Origin of the sequence: Corynebacterium sp. CNCTC7651 (assembly GCF_021496665.1) — a bacterium.
GTDB lineage: Bacteria > Actinomycetota > Actinomycetes > Mycobacteriales > Mycobacteriaceae > Corynebacterium.
Window position 1 is genome coordinate 2176899 of sequence record NZ_CP071246.1, and the last position, 16732, is coordinate 2193630.

Genomic DNA, 16732 nt, shown 5'->3' on the forward strand with positions numbered 1-16732 from the left:
GCACGATTAGGCAACATGAAAGGACACCCTCATGGCAAAGAACTGGTCCGAAGGCGCACGCGAGGTCCGCGCACCCCGCGGCACTGAGCTCACCGCGAAGTCCTGGCAGACTGAGGCGCCGCTGCGCATGCTGCAGAACAACCTGGACCCCGAGGTGGCGGAGCGCCCGGACGATCTGGTGGTCTACGGCGGCACCGGCCGTGCCGCCCGCAGCTGGGAAGCGTTCGACGCAATCGTGGAGACCCTGAAGGACCTCGAGTCCGACGAGACGCTCCTGGTGCAGTCCGGCAAGCCGGTGGGTGTGTGGAAGACCAACGAGTGGGCACCGCGCGTGCTCATCGCCAACTCCAACCTGGTGGGCGACTGGGCGAACTGGGAGCACTTCCGCGAGCTGGAGGATGAGGGCCTGATGATGTACGGCCAGATGACCGCCGGCTCCTGGATCTACATTGCCACCCAGGGCATCCTGCAGGGCACCTTCGAGACCTTCGCGGCCGTGGCCCGCAAGCGTTTCGACGGCACCCTAGCCGGCACCCTGACGCTGACCGGCGGCTGCGGCGGTATGGGCGGCGCACAGCCGCTGTCCGTCACCTTGAACGGCGGCGCCTGCCTGATCGTGGATGTGGATGAGTCCCGCCTCAAGCGCCGCCAGGCAAAGCGCTACCTGGACGAGGTGACCACGGACCTCGAGGAGGCCATCAAGCTGGTCACCGCCGCGAAGGAGGAGAAGCGCCCGCTCTCCGTCGGCCTCGTGGGCAACGCCGCCGAGGTCTTCCCGGAGATGCTGCGCCGCCACCGCGCGGGTGAGCTGACCGTGGACATTGTCACCGACCAGACCTCGGCGCATGACCCGCTGTCTTACCTGCCCACCGAGCACACCGTGGAGGAGTGGCACACCGAGGCGGCCGCGGACCCGGTCACCTTCACCAAGAAGGCCCGCGAGTCCATGGCCGCCCAGGTGCAGGCGATGGTGGAGTTCCAGGACGAGGGCGCGGAGGTGTTCGACTACGGCAACTCCATCCGCGATGAGGCCCGCAAGGCCGGTTACGGCCGCGCGTTCGAGTTCCCGGGCTTCGTGCCCGCCTACATCCGCCCGCTGTTCTGCGAGGGCCTCGGCCCCTTCCGCTGGGTGGCGCTGTCCGGCGACCCGGAGGACATCAAGGTCACCGACCAGGCCATCAAGGAAGCGTTCCCGGACAACGAGCACCTGCACCGCTGGCTGGACGCCGCGGAGGAGTACGTGGAGTTCGAGGGCCTGCCCGCCCGCATCTGCTGGCTGGGCTACGGCGAGCGCGACAAGGCCGGCGTGATCTTCAACAACCTTGTCCGCGAGGGCAAGGTGAAGGCCCCGATCGTGATCGGCCGCGACCACCTCGACTCCGGTTCTGTCGCCTCCCCGTACCGCGAGACGGAGTCCATGCTGGACGGCACGGACGCGGTGGCGGACTGGCCGCTGCTCAACGCCATGACCGCAGTTGCCGGCGGCGCAACCTGGGTGTCCATTCACCACGGCGGCGGCCTGGGCATGGGCCGCTCCATCCACACCGGCCAGGTCACCGTCGCGGACGGCACCGAGATCGCGGAGGCGAAGCTGCGCGCGGTGCTGACCAACGATCCGGGCATGGGCGTGATCCGCCACGTGGACTCCGGCTACACCCGCGCACACGAGGTGGCGGAGGAGCGCGGCGTGCGCATCCCGATGCCGTTCAACGCACGCGACTAACCCCATCCACGCTGGAAAGGACACCATGCGCACCCTTTTCACCGGCATCAGCGAACTCCGCACCGTTTCCGAGCAGGGCACCATCAAGGACGCTTTCTTGCTTATCGACGGTCCCTTGATCCAATCCCTCGGCCCCGCCAGCGAACGGCCCTCCGACGCGGAGGTGGATGAGGTGATTGATCTGGGCGGGCGCGCAGTGCTGCCCGGCTGGGTGGACAGCCACACGCACATGGTGTTCGACGGCAACCGCGCCGAGGAGTTTGAGGCGCGCATGGCGGGCGAGTCCTACGCCGCCGGCGGCATCGCGGTGACCATGGAGGCCACCCGCTCCGCCGGTGAGGAACGCCTGGACCAGCTGGTCCGCGAGCGGATCGCCGCCGGCCACGCCGGAGGCACCACCTGCTTTGAGACGAAGACGGGCTACGGCCTCAACGTCGAGTCCGAGGCGGAAGCCGCCCGCGTGGCCGCACGCCACGTGGACGAGGTGACCTTCCTCGGCGCCCACCTGGTCCCGCCGGGCGCGGACGCGGAGGAGTACGTGGAGCTGGTCATCGGCCCGATGCTGGACGCGGTGAAGGACCACGTGCAGTGGATCGACGTGTTCTGTGAGCGCGGCGCGTTCAACGAGGAGCAGTCACGCCGTGTCCTCGAGGCCGGCAAGGCTGCCGGCCTCGGCGTGCGCGTGCACGGCAACCAGTTGGGCGAGGGCCCGGGCGTCGCCCTTGCCGTAGAGATGGGTGCCGCCAGCGTGGACCACGTGAACTACCTGTCCGAGGAGGATTTCCGGCTTCTGGCGGGCTCGGATACTGTCGCCACGCTTCTGCCCGCGTGCGACCTGTCCACCCGCGAGGAGCTGGCTCCCGGCCGCAAGCTGATCGATGCGGGCGCGACCGTGGCGATCGCTTCCAACCTGAACCCGGGCACCAGCTTCACCAGCAGCATGAACTTCTGCGTCACCACCGCGGTGCTGCAGCAGCGCCTGACGCTGGATGAGGCGATCGAGGCCGCGACCACCGGCGGTGCGAAGGCACTGCGCCGCCACAACGTGGGCGACGGCAAAGATGCTCAGGGGCGCCCGGCGAAGGGCACGCTGGTGCCCGGCGCAGCAGCGGACCTGCACATCTTGGATGCGGAAAACGCCATCAACCTCGCCTACCGCCCCGGCATGCCGATTACGTGGCAGACCTGGGTGGCCGGCGAGAAGGTGTACGGGTAGCGGCAGCGTCACCCCGTTGAATCTACCTAGATTTCTGGGTAGATTTTTCGGCATGAAGACGCTTTCTATCACCGAGGCATCTCGTTCCGGCATTTCGGGCTTGGTTGCGGCTGCCGAATCGGGTGAACCTATCGCGCTGGCGCGCCACGGACGTGTCGTTGCTGAGGTTGTATCTGCGGACCAGATGGCCACTCTCCGGCAAGCCCAGGAGTCTCTGCTTGATGCTGCGCTTGTGATGGCACGCTTTGTTACCGACAGCGGGGAACGAACCGACCTTGACGATGCGCTTGAGATGTTCGGTTTTAGCCGTACCGAGCTTGAGGCGGAACTCGCCGAAGAGATAGCTACCGGCAGGTTATGAGTGAGTTGCCGCCAAGAGCGACTGTCCGTCTAACTGCGGATGCAGTTGCGGATATTCGGCACCTGCAAAAGCGAGATCCGAGTATCTCGCGGCTCATTTTCCGACGGATTCTTTTTCTGGAGAAATCCCCTCATGCAGGCGAACCTCTATTGGGGGCACGGGTGGGCTTCCGGAAGCTCGTGGCAGGCAACCGCCATTACCGGATCATTTGGCGGATTGCTCGCAGCGAGCAACATGATGCGATCATCGAGATAGCGGAAGTGTGGGCTGCTGGCGCTCGGTCGGACGGCGAGATCTACCAAGAGATGCAGAAACGGGTTGAGGCGGTAAAACTGAACGGCGCCCCTGAAACCCGGCCACTCGTCGAGGTAATCGAGGAAATGGGGCAGCTGTACCTCGACATGAGGAGCCACGCCGAGCCCCCACCCCAGTTACCGGAATGGCTCAAACAAGCCCTGAAGGAACAGCTGCAGCTCTCTGCCGCCCAAATAGCAGGATTAACCCAGGAGAAGGCTCAGAAGCTCCTTGCAGAGCACTGGAGCAGGCCTAAATAGTCACCTGGCGGGACTTGATGTTGTCCAAGCTGCTTGCGCTCGTCCGCGTTGAGCTGCGCGTCGGAGGCATACTCCTCTTCGATCGCCTTGTTCAAGGTCACCAGCGCTTCTGCGAAGGACTCGGCCGGCATCTCCGGGTCCAGGTCCCACACGGGCACAACCACACCGTGGGTGCGGAACGCGCCGGCGAACTTGGTGCCCTCGCCCAAGTTCAGCTCGCCGCGTGCGGCAATGCGGGCCAGGGCCGAGAGCATCTGGTTCTCATTCTCCTCCGGGCGCACCCAGCGGATGTGGGCCTTGCCGCCGCCCGGGTTGACCCACCAGACAGAGCCCGGCACATCGGCCTTGACCTGGGTGGACGGCATCACGGCATCGTTCGCGCGGGCAAGTGCCTGACGGACCTCCGCAGGGATCTGCGCACCCTCCGGGAACCACCAAGCGAAGTCGTTGTGCTCGGAGATGGTGAGGTTCGAGTCACCGTCGATAAGCGTGGAAAGCTCCGGCTGCGAGCCATCCGCGACGGTGGAGCCGAGGCTGGAACCCGGCTCAGCGGAAAGCACCCAGTTGAGGGCGTACGCGAGGTCGCGGCCCGGGTTCTGGGAGTGGGAGCCGACCTGGAGGGCCACGAAGCGCTCCCCGCCCTCGTTCTTCGCGCGCACCATTGCCGCGCCGGCGCCCGGCAGGACGGTGACCAGGTTGACCGGGGTGCCCTGCACCTCAACCTGCGCGACTGCGGAGGGGACGAATTCCTGCAGCGCGATGAGGTCCGCCTCCATTGCCAACCCTGCGAACGGGCGCGGGTCCTTCGCGTACGCCTCGCGCTCAGCGGCGCGGGCGGCCAGCTTGGCCTCGCGGCGGGTCATGCCCTCGGGCAGAACGTCCTTGGCCTTTTGCTTCTTCGGTTTCCTAGGAGCCATGCCCTCAGATCGTACCGGTGGCCCGATTGAACGTATCCACCGCCAGGTTGGGCAGATCCGTAGCCAGCACGTCCACCCCGTTGTCCGCGCACCACAGCATCTCGCGCGGAGTGTTCACGGTCCACGTGTACGTTTTCAGCCCGCGGAACCCCAGGAGCTCCGGTTTGGCCTGCAAGTGGCTCAAACCAGGGCCGACGCCGAAGGGGCGCGAGAACATCTGGTTTGTGGGGTTCCACTGCCGCTCGCGGAGGCGGAACAGGTAGTAGGTCTCCAGCTCCGGCGCATGCTCGGTGAAGTACCGCACCGCACTGTGGGAGAACGAAATGACGTGCACGCGCTCCGAATCGCTCAAATGGTTGTAGCGCAGCACGCGCAGCGTCTGCTCATCCACCTCTGGGCCGAAGCGGGTCGGGTGCTTGGTCTCTATATAGATGTGCTTGTCCGGGAAGTCCTGCATGAGCTCCAGCAGCTCCTCCAGGAGCAAGATGTGTTGCGGATCTTCCTCTGTGCCGTTGTTCAGCTTGGCCAGCTCCGCGTAATCCATGCGGGCCACCGTGCCGGTGCCGTTGGTGGTGCGGTTCACCGTGGCGTCATGGAACACCACCAATTTGCCGTCCCGGGTTAGGCGCACGTCGCACTCAATGCCGTGAATGGGCAGCTTCAGTGCCTCTACGAACGCCCGCTGCGTGAGCTCGGGGAACAGGCCGGAAAATCCGCGGTGCGCCACAATCTCAGTCACGCCAGCCAACGTACTCCCGGCCCGCGCTCCCCGCCCGCGTGAGTTCGCGATTTTTGGGACAATGAGCACCATGCTCGACCTCGGCTCCGTCAACCCCCGCACCCTGCTCCGTTTCCTTCCCGGCTCCTTGGATGCAAAGGTGCCGGAGGCGGTGAACGCAGTACGCAACTCCCGGCGCAGCTACCTCCATCAGCCGCGACGGCTTGCTGGCCGCGCCAGTTGCGGCGCTGCAGGTGTTCGCGGACCTGACCCCGGCGCTGCGCCTGCGCGGCCTGCAGCGCCTGCCGCAGAGTTTCCGTGCCGGCGCCATTGGCGCAGAGATTGCCACCTGGGGCGCCGTCTCCCCGTCGCTGCTGCCGCATAAGTGGACCACCACCGCGGCGAACACGGCCGTGCTCCAGGGCATCGGCCACGGTGTGGCCACCGCGGCGGCGCAGGTGATCCGGCCGGGTGCACAGCGCAAAGCAGGTCCGCTGCCCCGCCCGGCGCGCCTAGCCATGACGGGTGTGACGCTGGGCTTCTACGGCTTGGCCATCTGCCGCCGCAGTGACCAGGAGGAGCTGGTGGAGGTAGAGGGCGAGTACTCCGTCTGGGACACCGTAATCGGCCTCGCACTGGGCACCGTGGGCTACGGCGCGGTGCTGGCACTCGGCGAGGTTGTGCAATCCTTCGTAGACGCCATCAACAGCCTGTTTGGCAAGAAGCTGCCGCCGGTGACCTCCTGGCCGCTGGCGATTGCGGTGGGCGGCGGCTTTTTGCTCGTGTTCACAGACCGGCTGGTGATCCGCCAGGTGCTTTCCATGGCGTCGCGCCAGGCTGCGGAGCTGGATCGCGCGTTCATGCGCGGGGCGGACCAGCCGACGGAACCTGAGCGTTCCGGCTCGCCCGAATCCCACGTGGAGTGGAGCGACATGGGCCGCCAGGGTCGCGCCACCGTGGCTGGTGGCCCGCGCAAGGAACACATCGAGCGCGTGCTGGGCGAGGGCACCGAGGCGAAGAACCCCATCCGCATCTTCGTTGGGCTGCACGGCCTTGAGCAGAACGAGTCGCCGAATTATGAGGCGATGGCGGAGGAAGCCATCGCGGAGATGCGCCGCACCGGCGCGTTCGAGCGCTCCCACATCGCCATCATGTCCGGCGCCGGCACCGGCTGGGTGAACGATTTCCACACCTCCGGCCTGGAGTTTGTCACCCGCGGCGATTGCGCGATCGTCTCCATGCAGTACTCGTTCCTCCCGTCCGCGTTCTCTTACGTCGCGGACCACGAATCCCCGGTGCGCTCCTCCCGCGTGCTGGCCCAGGCGATCCGGCGGGAGCTCGCGCGTATCGACGAATCCCAGAGGCCAAAACTCTACGTCGGCGGCGAATCGCTCGGAGCCTACGGCGTGTCCGACATTTTCCAATCCGTCGAGGAGTTCATGCAGGGCGCCTCCGGCGGCGTGTTCACCGGTGTACCCGGGTTTGCGAAGAACCACAGGGAGTTAACCAAACGTCGAGAAGCAGGAAGCCCCCAGCGCCTGCCGCTGGTGGACGGCGGCCGGCACGCGCGCTTTGCTGCCCACCCGGACCACTTGAAGCACGATTACAAGGGCGACGCGTACGCCAACGAGTGGAAGGAGCCGCGCTACCTGTTCGCCCAGCACGCCTCGGACCCGGTGGTGTGGTGGGAGCCCAGCCTGATTTGGAAGGCGCCGGACTGGTTGAAAGAGCCGGGCTCGCGCGGCCAGCTCGCGCCCGAGGCGCAGAAGCTGGACGTGCTGCAGACCCTACGGTGGATGCCGTTGGTGACGTTCTGGCAGGTGGGCGTGGACCAGCTCGCTTCCCAGGAGGTGCCCAGCCCGCACGGCCACAACTACCACGATGAGACGGTGGCGTATTGGAACGCCGTCATCCACGGCGAGGGCGACGGTGCACTGACGGAGGCGCAGCTGCAGCGTGCCTCCGAGTGGATCCACAACGACGCGGTGAAGCTGCGCAAACCCCCGGGCGGCTTCCCGTCCAAGTACGGGTACTAGGGGCGCATGCGTGGCAGCGAAGAAGATCCCCAGCCAAATCACCCGCTACAACCTGTCCCTCTTCGGGGCGTGGGCTGTCACGATTGCGTTCACCGTTATCGCGGTGCGGCGGGACCTGATCCCGTTCTTCAATGCGGACTCTCTGCTGCCCTTCCTTACCGTCTTTTACCTGGTCTTCTGGTCCGCATTTGTCACCATCTTCACCGCCTGGACAGCGCGCGTGATGCGCGGCCGCAGCCTGGCAGAATTGCGGGAGCACGCCAAGGCCGAAGTCAAGGATTCCAAGAAGCGCTGGGTGCGCTGGAGCGGCTTCAAGGGCGCGGCTGGCCTGTCCGTCACCGCGGGAGGCGTGTCCATGATCTTGGCCATCATGCTCACCCGCTTCGACCTCACCCGGGAAAGCCCGCTGTGGCTGCTCCTAGGCGTGTGGACTGCGGCCGTGTCCTGGGAATACATGGTGATGATGTACGCCAGCGACTACATGGAGTTGGACCTGGCGGAGGAGGGCGTGCGCCATTTCCGCTTCCAATACACCGATGACGTGGCGTTCAACGACTATCTCAGCCTCGCCGCATTCACCTCCATCATGGGCTCGATGAGCCCCGCGGAACCGACCACCCGAAAGGGCTGGAACATGGTTCGCTCCAACGCGGTGGTGGCGTTTGTGTTCAACACGCTGGTGATCGCGATCGTGGTCGCCATGATCACCACCGGGCTGCTGGAGTAGCGGGGCCGCTAAATCCCGCAGGCCACGCCCGTGGAGTGGTGCGGGCAGTACCCGTTCGGCACCTTGTGCAAATACTGCTGGTGCTCATCCTCAGCCAGGTAGTAGTCCGCTCCGGCGGCGACTTCGGTCGTGATGGCGCCAAACCCGGCGTCGGCAAGCGAGCGGCCATACTCCTCGATCCACCCGCGGATCTGCGCAGCCTCTTCCTCGGTGTCCGTGTAGAAGGCGGAGCGGTACTGGGTGCCCACGTCGTTGCCCTGGCGGTAGCCCTGCGTGGGGTCGTGCGCCTCCAGCGCGGCGCGCACGATTTCCTTCAGCTCCAGCTTCTCGGGGTTGTACACCACTTCCACCAGCTCCACGTGGTTGGTTTGCCCGCTGCACACCTCGCGGTACGTGGGGTTGGGGGTTACGCCGCCGCCGTAGCCCACGGAGGTGGATTCCACCCCATCCATCTCCCAGTACATTTTCTCCGCGCCCCAGAAGCAACCGATGCCAACCAGCACGCGGCGCTGCTCCGGCAGCCACGGGCCGGTGATCGGTGTGCCCAGCACGGCGTGCGGGCGCGGGTTGGGCAGGATCGGCGTCTCGCGGCCGGGCAGCGCAGCCTCGGCCGGAACCAGTTTCGGTGCAGGTGCAAAGAGGAATCCCATACATCCTTTAACGGTCCTCCAAGCCCCCGTGTTCCAAATTTGTCTACCATGGGGCTCGACCGCTTTTCGACGAAAGGATTTAACCATGGCTGTTTACGAGCTTCCCGAACTCCCCTACGCAAACGACGCACTTGAGCCGCACATCTCCGCCGAGATTATGGAGCTGCACCACACCAAGCACCACGCCAACTACGTGAAGGGCGCAAACGCTGCCCTTGAGGCGCTGGAGGCTGAGCGCAACGGCGAGGCAGACGCAGACAAGATCCGCGCACTGTCCAAGAACCTGGCGTTCAACCTGGGTGGCCACACCAACCACTCCATCTTCTGGAAGAACATGGCACCGAACGCTGGCGGCGCACCGACCGGCGCAATCGCCGAGGCTATTGACCGCGACTTCGGTTCTTTCGAGGGCTTCAAGAAGCAGTTCTCCGCTGTTGCTAACGGCCTGCAGGGCTCCGGCTGGGCTGTTGCTGGCTACGACCACATTGCTGGCCGCCTGATCATCCAGCAGATGACTGACCAGCAGGGCAACATCTCCGTGGACTTCACCCCGGTCCTCATGCTGGACATGTGGGAGCACGCCTTCTACCTCCAGTACAAGAACGTCAAGGCTGACTACGTTGACGCTTGGTGGAATGTTGTGAACTGGGACGATGTGAACGAGCGCTTCTCCAAGGCTTCCGCATAAGCCTGCGCGTTTAGGCGCACCCCAAAAACGTAGTTTCGGGCAGGGCTCTGCCGGAGACTACGTTTTTGGTCGTTTCGGGTCGCGCCGAGGGCTTGGCCCCCTCCCCACCCGAACTCCTTGCGCCTGCGGAGCCCGCGGGCCACCATAGGACGCATGAGGAAGGGCACGCCGGAGTATCGCAGAGCGACAATCGGCATGCTTTTCGCTGGTCTTGCCATCTTCTCTTCCCTCTACGCCACCCAAGCGCTGCTGCCCGTGCTCACGGTGGAGATGGGGATTACGCCGTCGCAGGCCGCGTTCACTGTCTCCGCGGCTACGGGTGCCTTGGCGTTTTGCGTGGTGCCGGCATCGATCCTGTCGGAGAAGTACGGACGCGGCCCGGTGCTCAAAGTCTCCGCGGTCGCCGCAACTGCGGTGGGCTTGTTGCTCCCGCTCACCCAAACCATCGAGCAGATGACGGCGCTGCGCACGCTCCAAGGCGCGTTGATTGCAGGCACCCCCGCCGTGGCCATGACGTGGTTGAGTGAGGAGCTGGACGACAGGGACCTGCCCGGCGCGATGGGCCTCTACATCGCGGGCAACACAATCGGCGGGCTGATGGGCCGCCTCATTCCGGCGTTCATGCTGGAGATTTCCACGTGGCGGTGGGCGCTCGCCGCGGGCACGATAGTCAGCTTCGCGCTTGCCGTGGCCACGATGCTGCTGCTGCCGGAGCAGCGCAATTTCCACCCGAAGGCATCGATCCGCCCGGCTGCGGAGTTCCGCGCCGTGGTGGGGCACCTGAAGAACCCGCGGCTGGTAGGGCTTGCGCTGACCGCGTTCTTGGGCATGGGCGTGTTCGTGTCCATGTACAACTTCTTCGGCTTCCGGGCGGTGAATGACTTCGGGCTCCCGCCGTCGCTGGCTGGCCTGGCATTTGTGATGTACCTGTCCGGCACGTGGTCGAGCGCGCGGGCGGGCACGTTTGTCCGCCGCTTCGGCCGGGGCCGCGTGGTGCTCGCCGGCGCTGTGCTCATGCTGGTGGGCGCGCTCATCGGCGCCAGCGCCAACCTGTGGCTTACCCTTGCTGGCCTGTTGATCTTCACTGCCAGCTTCTTCGCCATGCACTCCACCGCGTCCGGGTGGGTGGGCCAGATCGCTGAGCGTGACCGCGCGGAGGCATCCAGCCTCTACGTGTTCTCCTACTACATGGGATCTTCCATCCTCGGCGCTGCGACCGGCCGGGCGTTCGAGGCGCTGTCCTGGGGTGGCTTTGTCGGCGTGCTGGCCGGCTTGCTGGCGTTGCTCAGCGTGATTGCGGCAGCGTTGGCGCTGGCAGAGAAGCGCCGGTAAATCGGCCGTCGTTAAGCATCAAGCTCCGGGATGCCCGGGGAGCCCGCGGCGAGGAAGTCGCGCACGGCGCGGGTGGCGCGGCAGTCATCCTCGTTGTAGCGCAGGAGCGCGGCGCGGGCAGTGCGGTCGCCTTCGCGGGCGAGGCGACGCAGGGCAATAGAGCCGTCGCCGTCAATCTCCTCGTCGCGCCAGGTAAAACCCACGGCCGGGCCGAGCACCTTGAGCCCGAGTCCGTCGGTGCCCACAAGCTGGCGCTTGGCCAGGGCAAATACGTCCACCCATTCGTCCGAAGCAATGAACGCCTGCACCTCCGCCACCGGCACGGTGCCGAAACGCTTCGCCGAGGTCTTCAGCCAATAGTTCTCTCCGCCGGCGGCGAAGCAGTAGGCGCGGAAAGTCTTGCCCTCCGTGTGCGCCTGGGCGCGGGTTTCCATGAGCCAGGTCCAAAACGCGGTGAAGTTCGCCTCCTCGGCCGCGCCACCAACCTCGGCCCAGGTCACAAACGCCTGGTAGCGCTCCCCGTCGTACGCACCCCACAGGTACGCGCCCTGATCCAGGTAGGCCTCCATATCCACGTCTATCTCCACGTCCGCCCGCGGCACCGCGCTTGCCAGCGCCGCAGCGCCCGGCCGCCGCAGCACCGGGACACCCTCGCGCCACGCGCGTGCGAGCGCGGACGGCTCGCCCAAATCCGCGTCTATGAGAGACTGCACCGTGGGGTAGCCGCGCTCGCGCCACGCATCGCCGGTGCCGCCGGGGAACACCAGCGAAATATCGTCCATCTGCTCCAACCGCGGCCGGCACAGTTCCCAGAACCTGCAGGTGGCGCATTTCTTCAGCCGCTTCGGCTCCGCTGGCACCGGCAGCGCGAGCGCGTCCAACAAGGGCTGGATGTAGCGCGTCACATCGCCCAAGTAGGCGCGCGTGCGGTCTTGGCCGATCAAGCCGCCGCGCCCCGTGGCCGCGTCAATTTGGCGAAGCAGCAACTCCGCGAGCGCCAGCCGGTACCCGTCCTCCGTGTGGTGCCGCGCCTTCGCCCGCACCGTGAGCGGTGTGGACAGCCCGATCCGGTTTGTGGCCACCATCTCCAGCTCCGCGTCCGGGTCCGGGCGGGCTACGCGGTGGTTGGAAATCATCACCGGGACGTACCCGTCACTGGCGCGCACAAGCACATCCACCCGCACCTCTGCGGCGACGCCGGCGACGTCGCCCACCAGCGGGGCGTTGGTGATCAGGTGGGCCCCGCGCCGTATGGCCGCGCGCGTGTCCTCCACCGTCGCCGCAGCAGGATCCAGGTCCATGCGCACGAAGGCTTTGCGGCGCCCATCCCCGACCGCCCGCTTCACCGGCAGCTGCGTAAAGACGATTTGGCGCGCAGCATCCACCTGCGGCTGGCGTGCCAGCGCCTCCGGCAGCGGCGGCACCTCAGGGTGCACGGCGCGCTGGCGCAGCTTGTACCGGCAGCCGACCAGATCTGAGGCGCGCACCGCGATGGGAAGACTGTTGCTTGTCACAATGCCTGCGATGGTACCGGTGCTAAAGAGTAAGCACCGCAGGTAGAGTTGGTGGGCAAGCTTAAACGTACGCAGCATGAACCGGTAGGGAGCACACCCCATGGGAATTTTCGAGTCCATCCGCAAGGCCCGCGCGAAGACCAAGGCAGAGATTAAGGCCGCTGAGGCCCGCGCCCGCAAGCTGGCCAAGGAGGAGGCGAAGGTGGACCTCCGCACTGCCCAGCTGCTGGACAAGGCAGAAAAGCGCCTGATCAAGGAAGAGCAGAAGGCGCTGAAGCGCAAGCGCAAGCACGAGAAGGATCTGGCGAAGGCGCACCTCAAGCGCATCGAGGAATCCGGCCTGACCAAGAAGAAGGCCAAGAACTTTGTGGGCGGCGCGCGCGTGCTGGTTCCGGTGCTGCTGCCGCTGGCGTACAAGGCCTGGACTTCCTACAGCCAGTCCCGCATTGATAACCGTGCCGCCTCCATGGGCCTGACTTCCCAGGACCTGGCACGCCACTCCGGCCGCGGCGCAGAGCTGAAAGCTCGCATCGAGGCGCTGCGCACCAACGTGGAGAATGATCAGTCCCTGCCCACCGGCTTTGGCAACGATGCGCGAGTGCGCCTGGACAACCTGGACCAGGCCGTGCGCAACGCGGAGCACGCCAGCCCGGAGCAGCAGCGTCTGGCCCACAACTCCATTGAGCAGGACCTGACGGACCTCGCGGCAGAGGTCAACGAGAAGCAGCACCCGCACCACTAAGCGGCCGGGCGGCCGTGGCAGCGCCCATCTGGCCCCGCCGCGGCGTCGCCTCCCCGCGGGGGCAGCCTGCGCTGCGCCCGCGCTACAACACCCCCAGCTCGCGCGCCGACGCCACGGCGGAAGTGCGGGAACGCACACCCAGCTTGTCGTAGATGTGCACGAGGTGGCTTTTCACCGTAGCCTCCGAAAGCATGAGCTCCTGACCAATCTCTCTATTCGAGGAGCCCGCCGCGACAAGCTGCAGCACCTCCAGCTCGCGCGGGGTCAGTGAAGAGCGCGGCGTGGCCTCACGCGTGGCCAGCCGGTCGCGCACCATCGGGGACATGGATTGATCCCCGCGCGCGGTGGAACGCACAGCAGCAACCAGCTCCTCCGGCGGCGCGTCCTTGAGCAGGTAACCCACCGCACCGGCTTCGATAGCGCCCAAGATGTCCGCGTCCGTGTCGTAATTCGTCACCACCAGCACCTTCGGCGGGTTCTCCATTGTGGCGTTGATCTCCGCGGTGGCCTGCGCGCCCGTCATCACCCGCGTGCCCTCCACGCCAGGGCCGAAACGCAGATCCATCAGCACCACATCGATGCCGCCGGCCTGGGCTGTGGCGATCGCGCCTTCGGCGGTGGCTACTTCCCCCACCACCAAGATGTCCTCCGCCTGTTCCAACACGGCGCGCAAGCCCAGCCGGACAATCTCATGGTCATCTGCCAACAGCACGCGAATCATGCTTCCCACTGTAGCCCGCTACCCTGCTGCTTCCCGTGGCACCGCCACGCTCAGTGCGGTCGGGCCGCCCGGCGCAGACTCGATGGTCAGCTCTCCGCCCAGTTCCGCCGCGCGGGAGCGCATCGCGTCCAACCCCAGGTGCCCCAGCCCGCTGGGTTTGCCCTCCTGCGCGGCGACGTCGAACCCGATGCCGTTATCCACCACGTCCAGCCGCACACTGTCCGGCTCATAATTCAGGGTGACGCGCACCCGAGAAGCACCGGAGTGCTGCACGGCATTGCTCACCGCGCCCTGCGCAATCCGCAGCAGCCCGGCTTCGGTCCGCATGGGCAGCGTCTCCACCTCCCCGTGCGTCTCCACCTCAATTGCCATGTCCCCCGCCGCCGCGAAATCTTGCGCGATGCGGCCCAGGGCCTCGCTTAACGACGCTTCCCGTAAACCCGCCGGTGTCAACGCCGCGATCATCGCCCTCGTCTCCGCAAGGTTATTGGACGCCGCCCGGCGCGCCGCCTCCATGCGCTTCATCGGGGCCTCCATCTCCCCATCCGAGAGACCCGTGGCTTGCAGATCCCGCTCTGCGGCGTGCAGCAGCATCTGGATGGAGGAGAGGTTCTGCGCCACCGTGTCGTGGATCTCGTGCGCCAGGCGCTCGCGTTCCTGCGCCACACCGGCTTCGCGTTCGGATTCGGCGAGTTGCTCACGGGTTGCCAAGAGTTCGTCGATAAGCGCCTCCCGCTCCTTGCTCACCCTGCCGATGGTGGTGAATGCGTAATTGATGGCCACCACCACAACTGCGGAGAGCGTGGGGCCCATCACGCCGCCGAGCGTGAGGCCGACGGGGATTTGAATGGCGATTGCTGTGGCCAGGCCTGCGGCGACCGCCAGCAACCCGCGCCAGTCATTGAACGCGCGCAGGTAGACAAAGAAGAGGACAAAAACCCAGTACACGGCCACCGGGGAGATGGCCATGTCCGCCACCCAGACCGCGGAAATGGCGAAAAGCCAGATGCCGCGGCCCCACGCACCCCAGCGCGGCATTTCCACCATGCCGTAGAACAGCAGGAACGAAAACGCCGTGACCAGCACGATGTGCAGCAGCGCGGCGTTGAGCGGCATGCGGGCAAGCGCACCGAGGGAGACCACCACCAGGCAGACGGCAAGCACCGTCACGCCGGTGTCCAGCGCTTTGTTGTCGGGGATGTCGGCGGGGTCCCGCTCCAACATCACTAGTCTGGAGCTCATGCGTCTGACACTACCCACCCTCCCCGCACGGTCCGCCGCTGCTGTGTGCGCGGTGCTGCTCACCGCGGGGTTGGTGGGGTGTTCGGAGCCCGTGCTTGACCGCGACGCGGGGCAAACCACCAGCTCCCTGGCACCGCCCCCACCCGGCGATGGCCTCCCCGTAGAGGCGCTGCCCGCGACGGATAGGAACGCACAGGACACGTGCCCCTACCTTGATACCGAGTGGGTGGCGCAAACCAACGGGCAGCGCGTGACTGGCGTGGGGGTGGACGGGCGATTCGACCCGCCTGCCTGCCAGTTCTGGTCCTATACGGATGAGCCGCAGGTGACGGTGGTCGTGCGCCGGATGGCCACGCCGAACGAGGCGATGGCGGTGGTGGACTGGGCCACCCCGATCGCGCACACCGCCCCGGCGGATGAGCCGGAGGGTTGGAACGGCGGGCGTCACGGCGGCGGTGCGGTGCCCGGCCGTATCGGTGCCGCGTACTCCGTGGCCAAGGGCAAAACTGCGGTGACGGTGTTCACCAACCAGGAGGAGTCCGTGAAAGCGCAGCTCATCGCGGAGCAGGTTATCGCTACGCTGGGGCTGTGACTTCCATTCCAGAGATCGCTGTCGCCGCCGTCGTCATGCGCAACGCCCGCGGGGAGGTGCTGTGCGTGCGCAAGGCATCGAGCCCGCGCTTCCAGCTGCCGGGCGGCAAGCCGGAGGCGGGCGAATCCATGGTGGATACCGCGATCCGGGAGACGCGGGAGGAAGTTGGTGTGGAGCTTGACCGTGACCGGTTGAGCTTCCTCGGCCGCTTCAGCGCGGAGGCGTCGAATGAGCCGGGTCACACGGTCACATCCGCAGTGTTCGTGTCCCCCGAGGTGCCGGACGCGCCCGCGCCAGCTGCGGAGATCGCGGAGCTGGCCTGGATCGATCCCACCGATCCCGCAGGGCGCGAGCTCGCGCCGCTTTTGGCCACCCGCATTTTCCCGGCCCTTGCCCCGCGCGAGCTGAACGCCGTGACTGTCTTCGCGGGTGCGCGCGAGGGGACCGACCCGGCGACGAGCGCGCTCGCCCACGCCCTCGGCACGGCGCTGGCGCGGCGGGGCATCACCTTGGTGTACGGCGGGTCCAAGCTGGGGCTGATGGGCCAGGTTGCGCGGGGCGCGCACGAGGGCGGCGGCCCGACCATCGGCGTCCTAACCACGCACTTGGCCAACTACGAGCTGAAATATGACGAGCTGGACAGGCTTGAGCTCGTGGGCACCATGGCGGAGCGCAAAGCGATGATGAGTGAGCTGTGCGACGCATTCATCGCCGTCCCCGGCGGTACCGGCACGCTGGACGAGCTTTTCGACGAATGGACGAGCCAGCAACTAGGCATCCACACCAAACCGATCGGGCTGCTGGGTGCGGAGTTTTGGGCCCCGTTTGTCCAGATGGTGGACCATATGGTGGGGCACGGTTTCATCCGCGCCACGGACCGGGACCACTTGGTGGTTGCTGATGATCCGGACGAGCTGCTGGATCAGCTGTGCGCCTGGGTGCCGCCGGTTCCGCGTTGGGTGTAGCGGCGTAGCTGGCGCTGCTGCACGGGGACGTCGT

The 16732-nt window shown here is 66.4% G+C and carries 16 protein-coding genes and 1 pseudogene; 11 read left to right on the forward strand and 6 right to left on the reverse strand.

All coding sequences use genetic code 11. The annotated features are described in order from the left end of the window. The first annotated feature begins 31 nt into the window (after positions 1 to 31). Genes hutU through JZY91_RS10410 form a run of 4 tightly spaced genes read left to right on the forward strand, consistent with a single transcriptional unit; the run spans position 32 to position 3854 of the window. Positions 32 to 1723 carry a urocanate hydratase gene (gene hutU, locus JZY91_RS10395; RefSeq protein WP_234947791.1) on the forward strand — a complete coding sequence of 564 codons (1692 nt, stop codon included), beginning with the start codon at positions 32 to 34 and terminating at the stop codon, positions 1721 to 1723. Between the two features lie 25 nt (positions 1724 to 1748). Continuing rightward, positions 1749 to 2939 (forward strand): imidazolonepropionase, encoded by a 1191-nt coding sequence (gene hutI / locus JZY91_RS10400; protein ID WP_234947792.1) that lies wholly within the window; start codon positions 1749 to 1751, stop codon positions 2937 to 2939. 52 nt (positions 2940 to 2991) lie between these two features. Next, positions 2992 to 3300: a type II toxin-antitoxin system Phd/YefM family antitoxin gene (locus tag JZY91_RS10405; protein ID WP_234947793.1), complete on the forward strand. Its 309-nt coding sequence runs from the start codon at positions 2992 to 2994 to the stop codon at positions 3298 to 3300. After that, positions 3297 to 3854, forward strand: coding sequence for a type II toxin-antitoxin system RelE/ParE family toxin (locus JZY91_RS10410; protein ID WP_234947794.1), 558 nt, complete (start codon positions 3297 to 3299; stop codon positions 3852 to 3854). Before JZY91_RS10405 ends, JZY91_RS10410 begins: the two co-directional genes overlap by 4 nt. Here JZY91_RS10410 and JZY91_RS10415 read toward each other — a convergent pair. Beyond that, positions 3847 to 4771, reverse strand: a pseudogene (locus JZY91_RS10415) (DUF5926 family protein). The gene JZY91_RS10410 and the pseudogene JZY91_RS10415 overlap by 8 nt on opposite strands. Positions 4772 to 4775: 4 nt before the next feature. Continuing rightward, a complete protein-coding gene (locus tag JZY91_RS10420) occupies positions 4776 to 5510 on the reverse strand; it encodes a glycerophosphodiester phosphodiesterase family protein (RefSeq protein WP_234947795.1) in 735 nt (244 codons plus the stop codon). A 203-nt stretch (positions 5511 to 5713) separates the two neighbouring features. Between JZY91_RS10420 and JZY91_RS10425 the strand changes: the two genes are divergently transcribed. Continuing rightward, positions 5714 to 7525 (forward strand): alpha/beta-hydrolase family protein, encoded by a 1812-nt coding sequence (locus JZY91_RS10425; RefSeq protein ID WP_234947796.1) that lies wholly within the window; start codon positions 5714 to 5716, stop codon positions 7523 to 7525. A gap of 10 nt (positions 7526 to 7535) precedes the next feature. Then, the gene (locus JZY91_RS10430; RefSeq protein ID WP_234947797.1) at positions 7536 to 8252 is read left to right on the forward strand and encodes a DUF1345 domain-containing protein; all 717 of its coding nucleotides are present in this window, start codon (positions 7536 to 7538) and stop codon (positions 8250 to 8252) included. Positions 8253 to 8260: 8 nt separating this feature from the next. Here the strand turns inward: JZY91_RS10430 and msrA are convergent, their stop codons facing one another. After that, the gene (gene msrA, locus JZY91_RS10435) at positions 8261 to 8902 is read right to left on the reverse strand and encodes a peptide-methionine (S)-S-oxide reductase MsrA (protein ID WP_234947798.1); all 642 of its coding nucleotides are present in this window, start codon (positions 8900 to 8902) and stop codon (positions 8261 to 8263) included. An 85-nt stretch (positions 8903 to 8987) separates the two neighbouring features. Here msrA and JZY91_RS10440 point away from each other — a divergent pair, with 85 nt between their 5' ends. Together JZY91_RS10440 and JZY91_RS10445 are read left to right on the forward strand one after the other, a co-directional pair. After that, complete coding sequence (locus JZY91_RS10440) at positions 8988 to 9590, forward strand: superoxide dismutase (RefSeq protein ID WP_234947799.1); 603 nt, start codon at positions 8988 to 8990, stop codon at positions 9588 to 9590. Between the two features lie 153 nt (positions 9591 to 9743). Further along, positions 9744 to 10922, forward strand: coding sequence for an MFS transporter (locus JZY91_RS10445; protein ID WP_234947800.1), 1179 nt, complete (start codon positions 9744 to 9746; stop codon positions 10920 to 10922). 11 nt (positions 10923 to 10933) lie between these two features. Here JZY91_RS10445 and JZY91_RS10450 read toward each other — a convergent pair whose 3' ends face one another. Beyond that, positions 10934 to 12436 carry a TM0106 family RecB-like putative nuclease gene (locus JZY91_RS10450; protein WP_234947801.1) on the reverse strand — a complete coding sequence of 501 codons (1503 nt, stop codon included), beginning with the start codon at positions 12434 to 12436 and terminating at the stop codon, positions 10934 to 10936. A 100-nt stretch (positions 12437 to 12536) separates the two neighbouring features. On the opposite strand from JZY91_RS10450, the gene JZY91_RS10455 reads away from it, so the two are divergent. After that, on the forward strand, positions 12537 to 13178 hold the full coding sequence (locus JZY91_RS10455) for a DUF6474 family protein (protein WP_234947802.1): 642 nt from the start codon (positions 12537 to 12539) through the stop codon (positions 13176 to 13178). Between the two features lie 82 nt (positions 13179 to 13260). Here the strand turns inward: JZY91_RS10455 and JZY91_RS10460 are convergent, their stop codons facing one another. Continuing rightward, the gene (locus JZY91_RS10460; protein ID WP_234947803.1) at positions 13261 to 13899 is read right to left on the reverse strand and encodes a response regulator transcription factor; all 639 of its coding nucleotides are present in this window, start codon (positions 13897 to 13899) and stop codon (positions 13261 to 13263) included. 18 nt (positions 13900 to 13917) lie between these two features. Then, positions 13918 to 15141 (reverse strand): sensor histidine kinase, encoded by a 1224-nt coding sequence (locus tag JZY91_RS10465; protein ID WP_234947804.1) that lies wholly within the window; start codon positions 15139 to 15141, stop codon positions 13918 to 13920. On the opposite strand from JZY91_RS10465, the gene JZY91_RS10470 reads away from it, so the two are divergent. Beyond that, entirely contained in the window at positions 15140 to 15733 is a 594-nt protein-coding gene (locus JZY91_RS10470; protein WP_234947805.1) for a DUF2020 domain-containing protein, read from the forward strand. The genes JZY91_RS10465 and JZY91_RS10470 overlap by 2 nt on opposite strands. After that, a complete protein-coding gene (locus JZY91_RS10475) occupies positions 15730 to 16698 on the forward strand; it encodes a TIGR00730 family Rossman fold protein (protein ID WP_234947806.1) in 969 nt (322 codons plus the stop codon). The genes JZY91_RS10470 and JZY91_RS10475 overlap by 4 nt, the downstream gene beginning before the upstream one ends. Positions 16699 to 16732 lie beyond the last annotated feature (34 nt).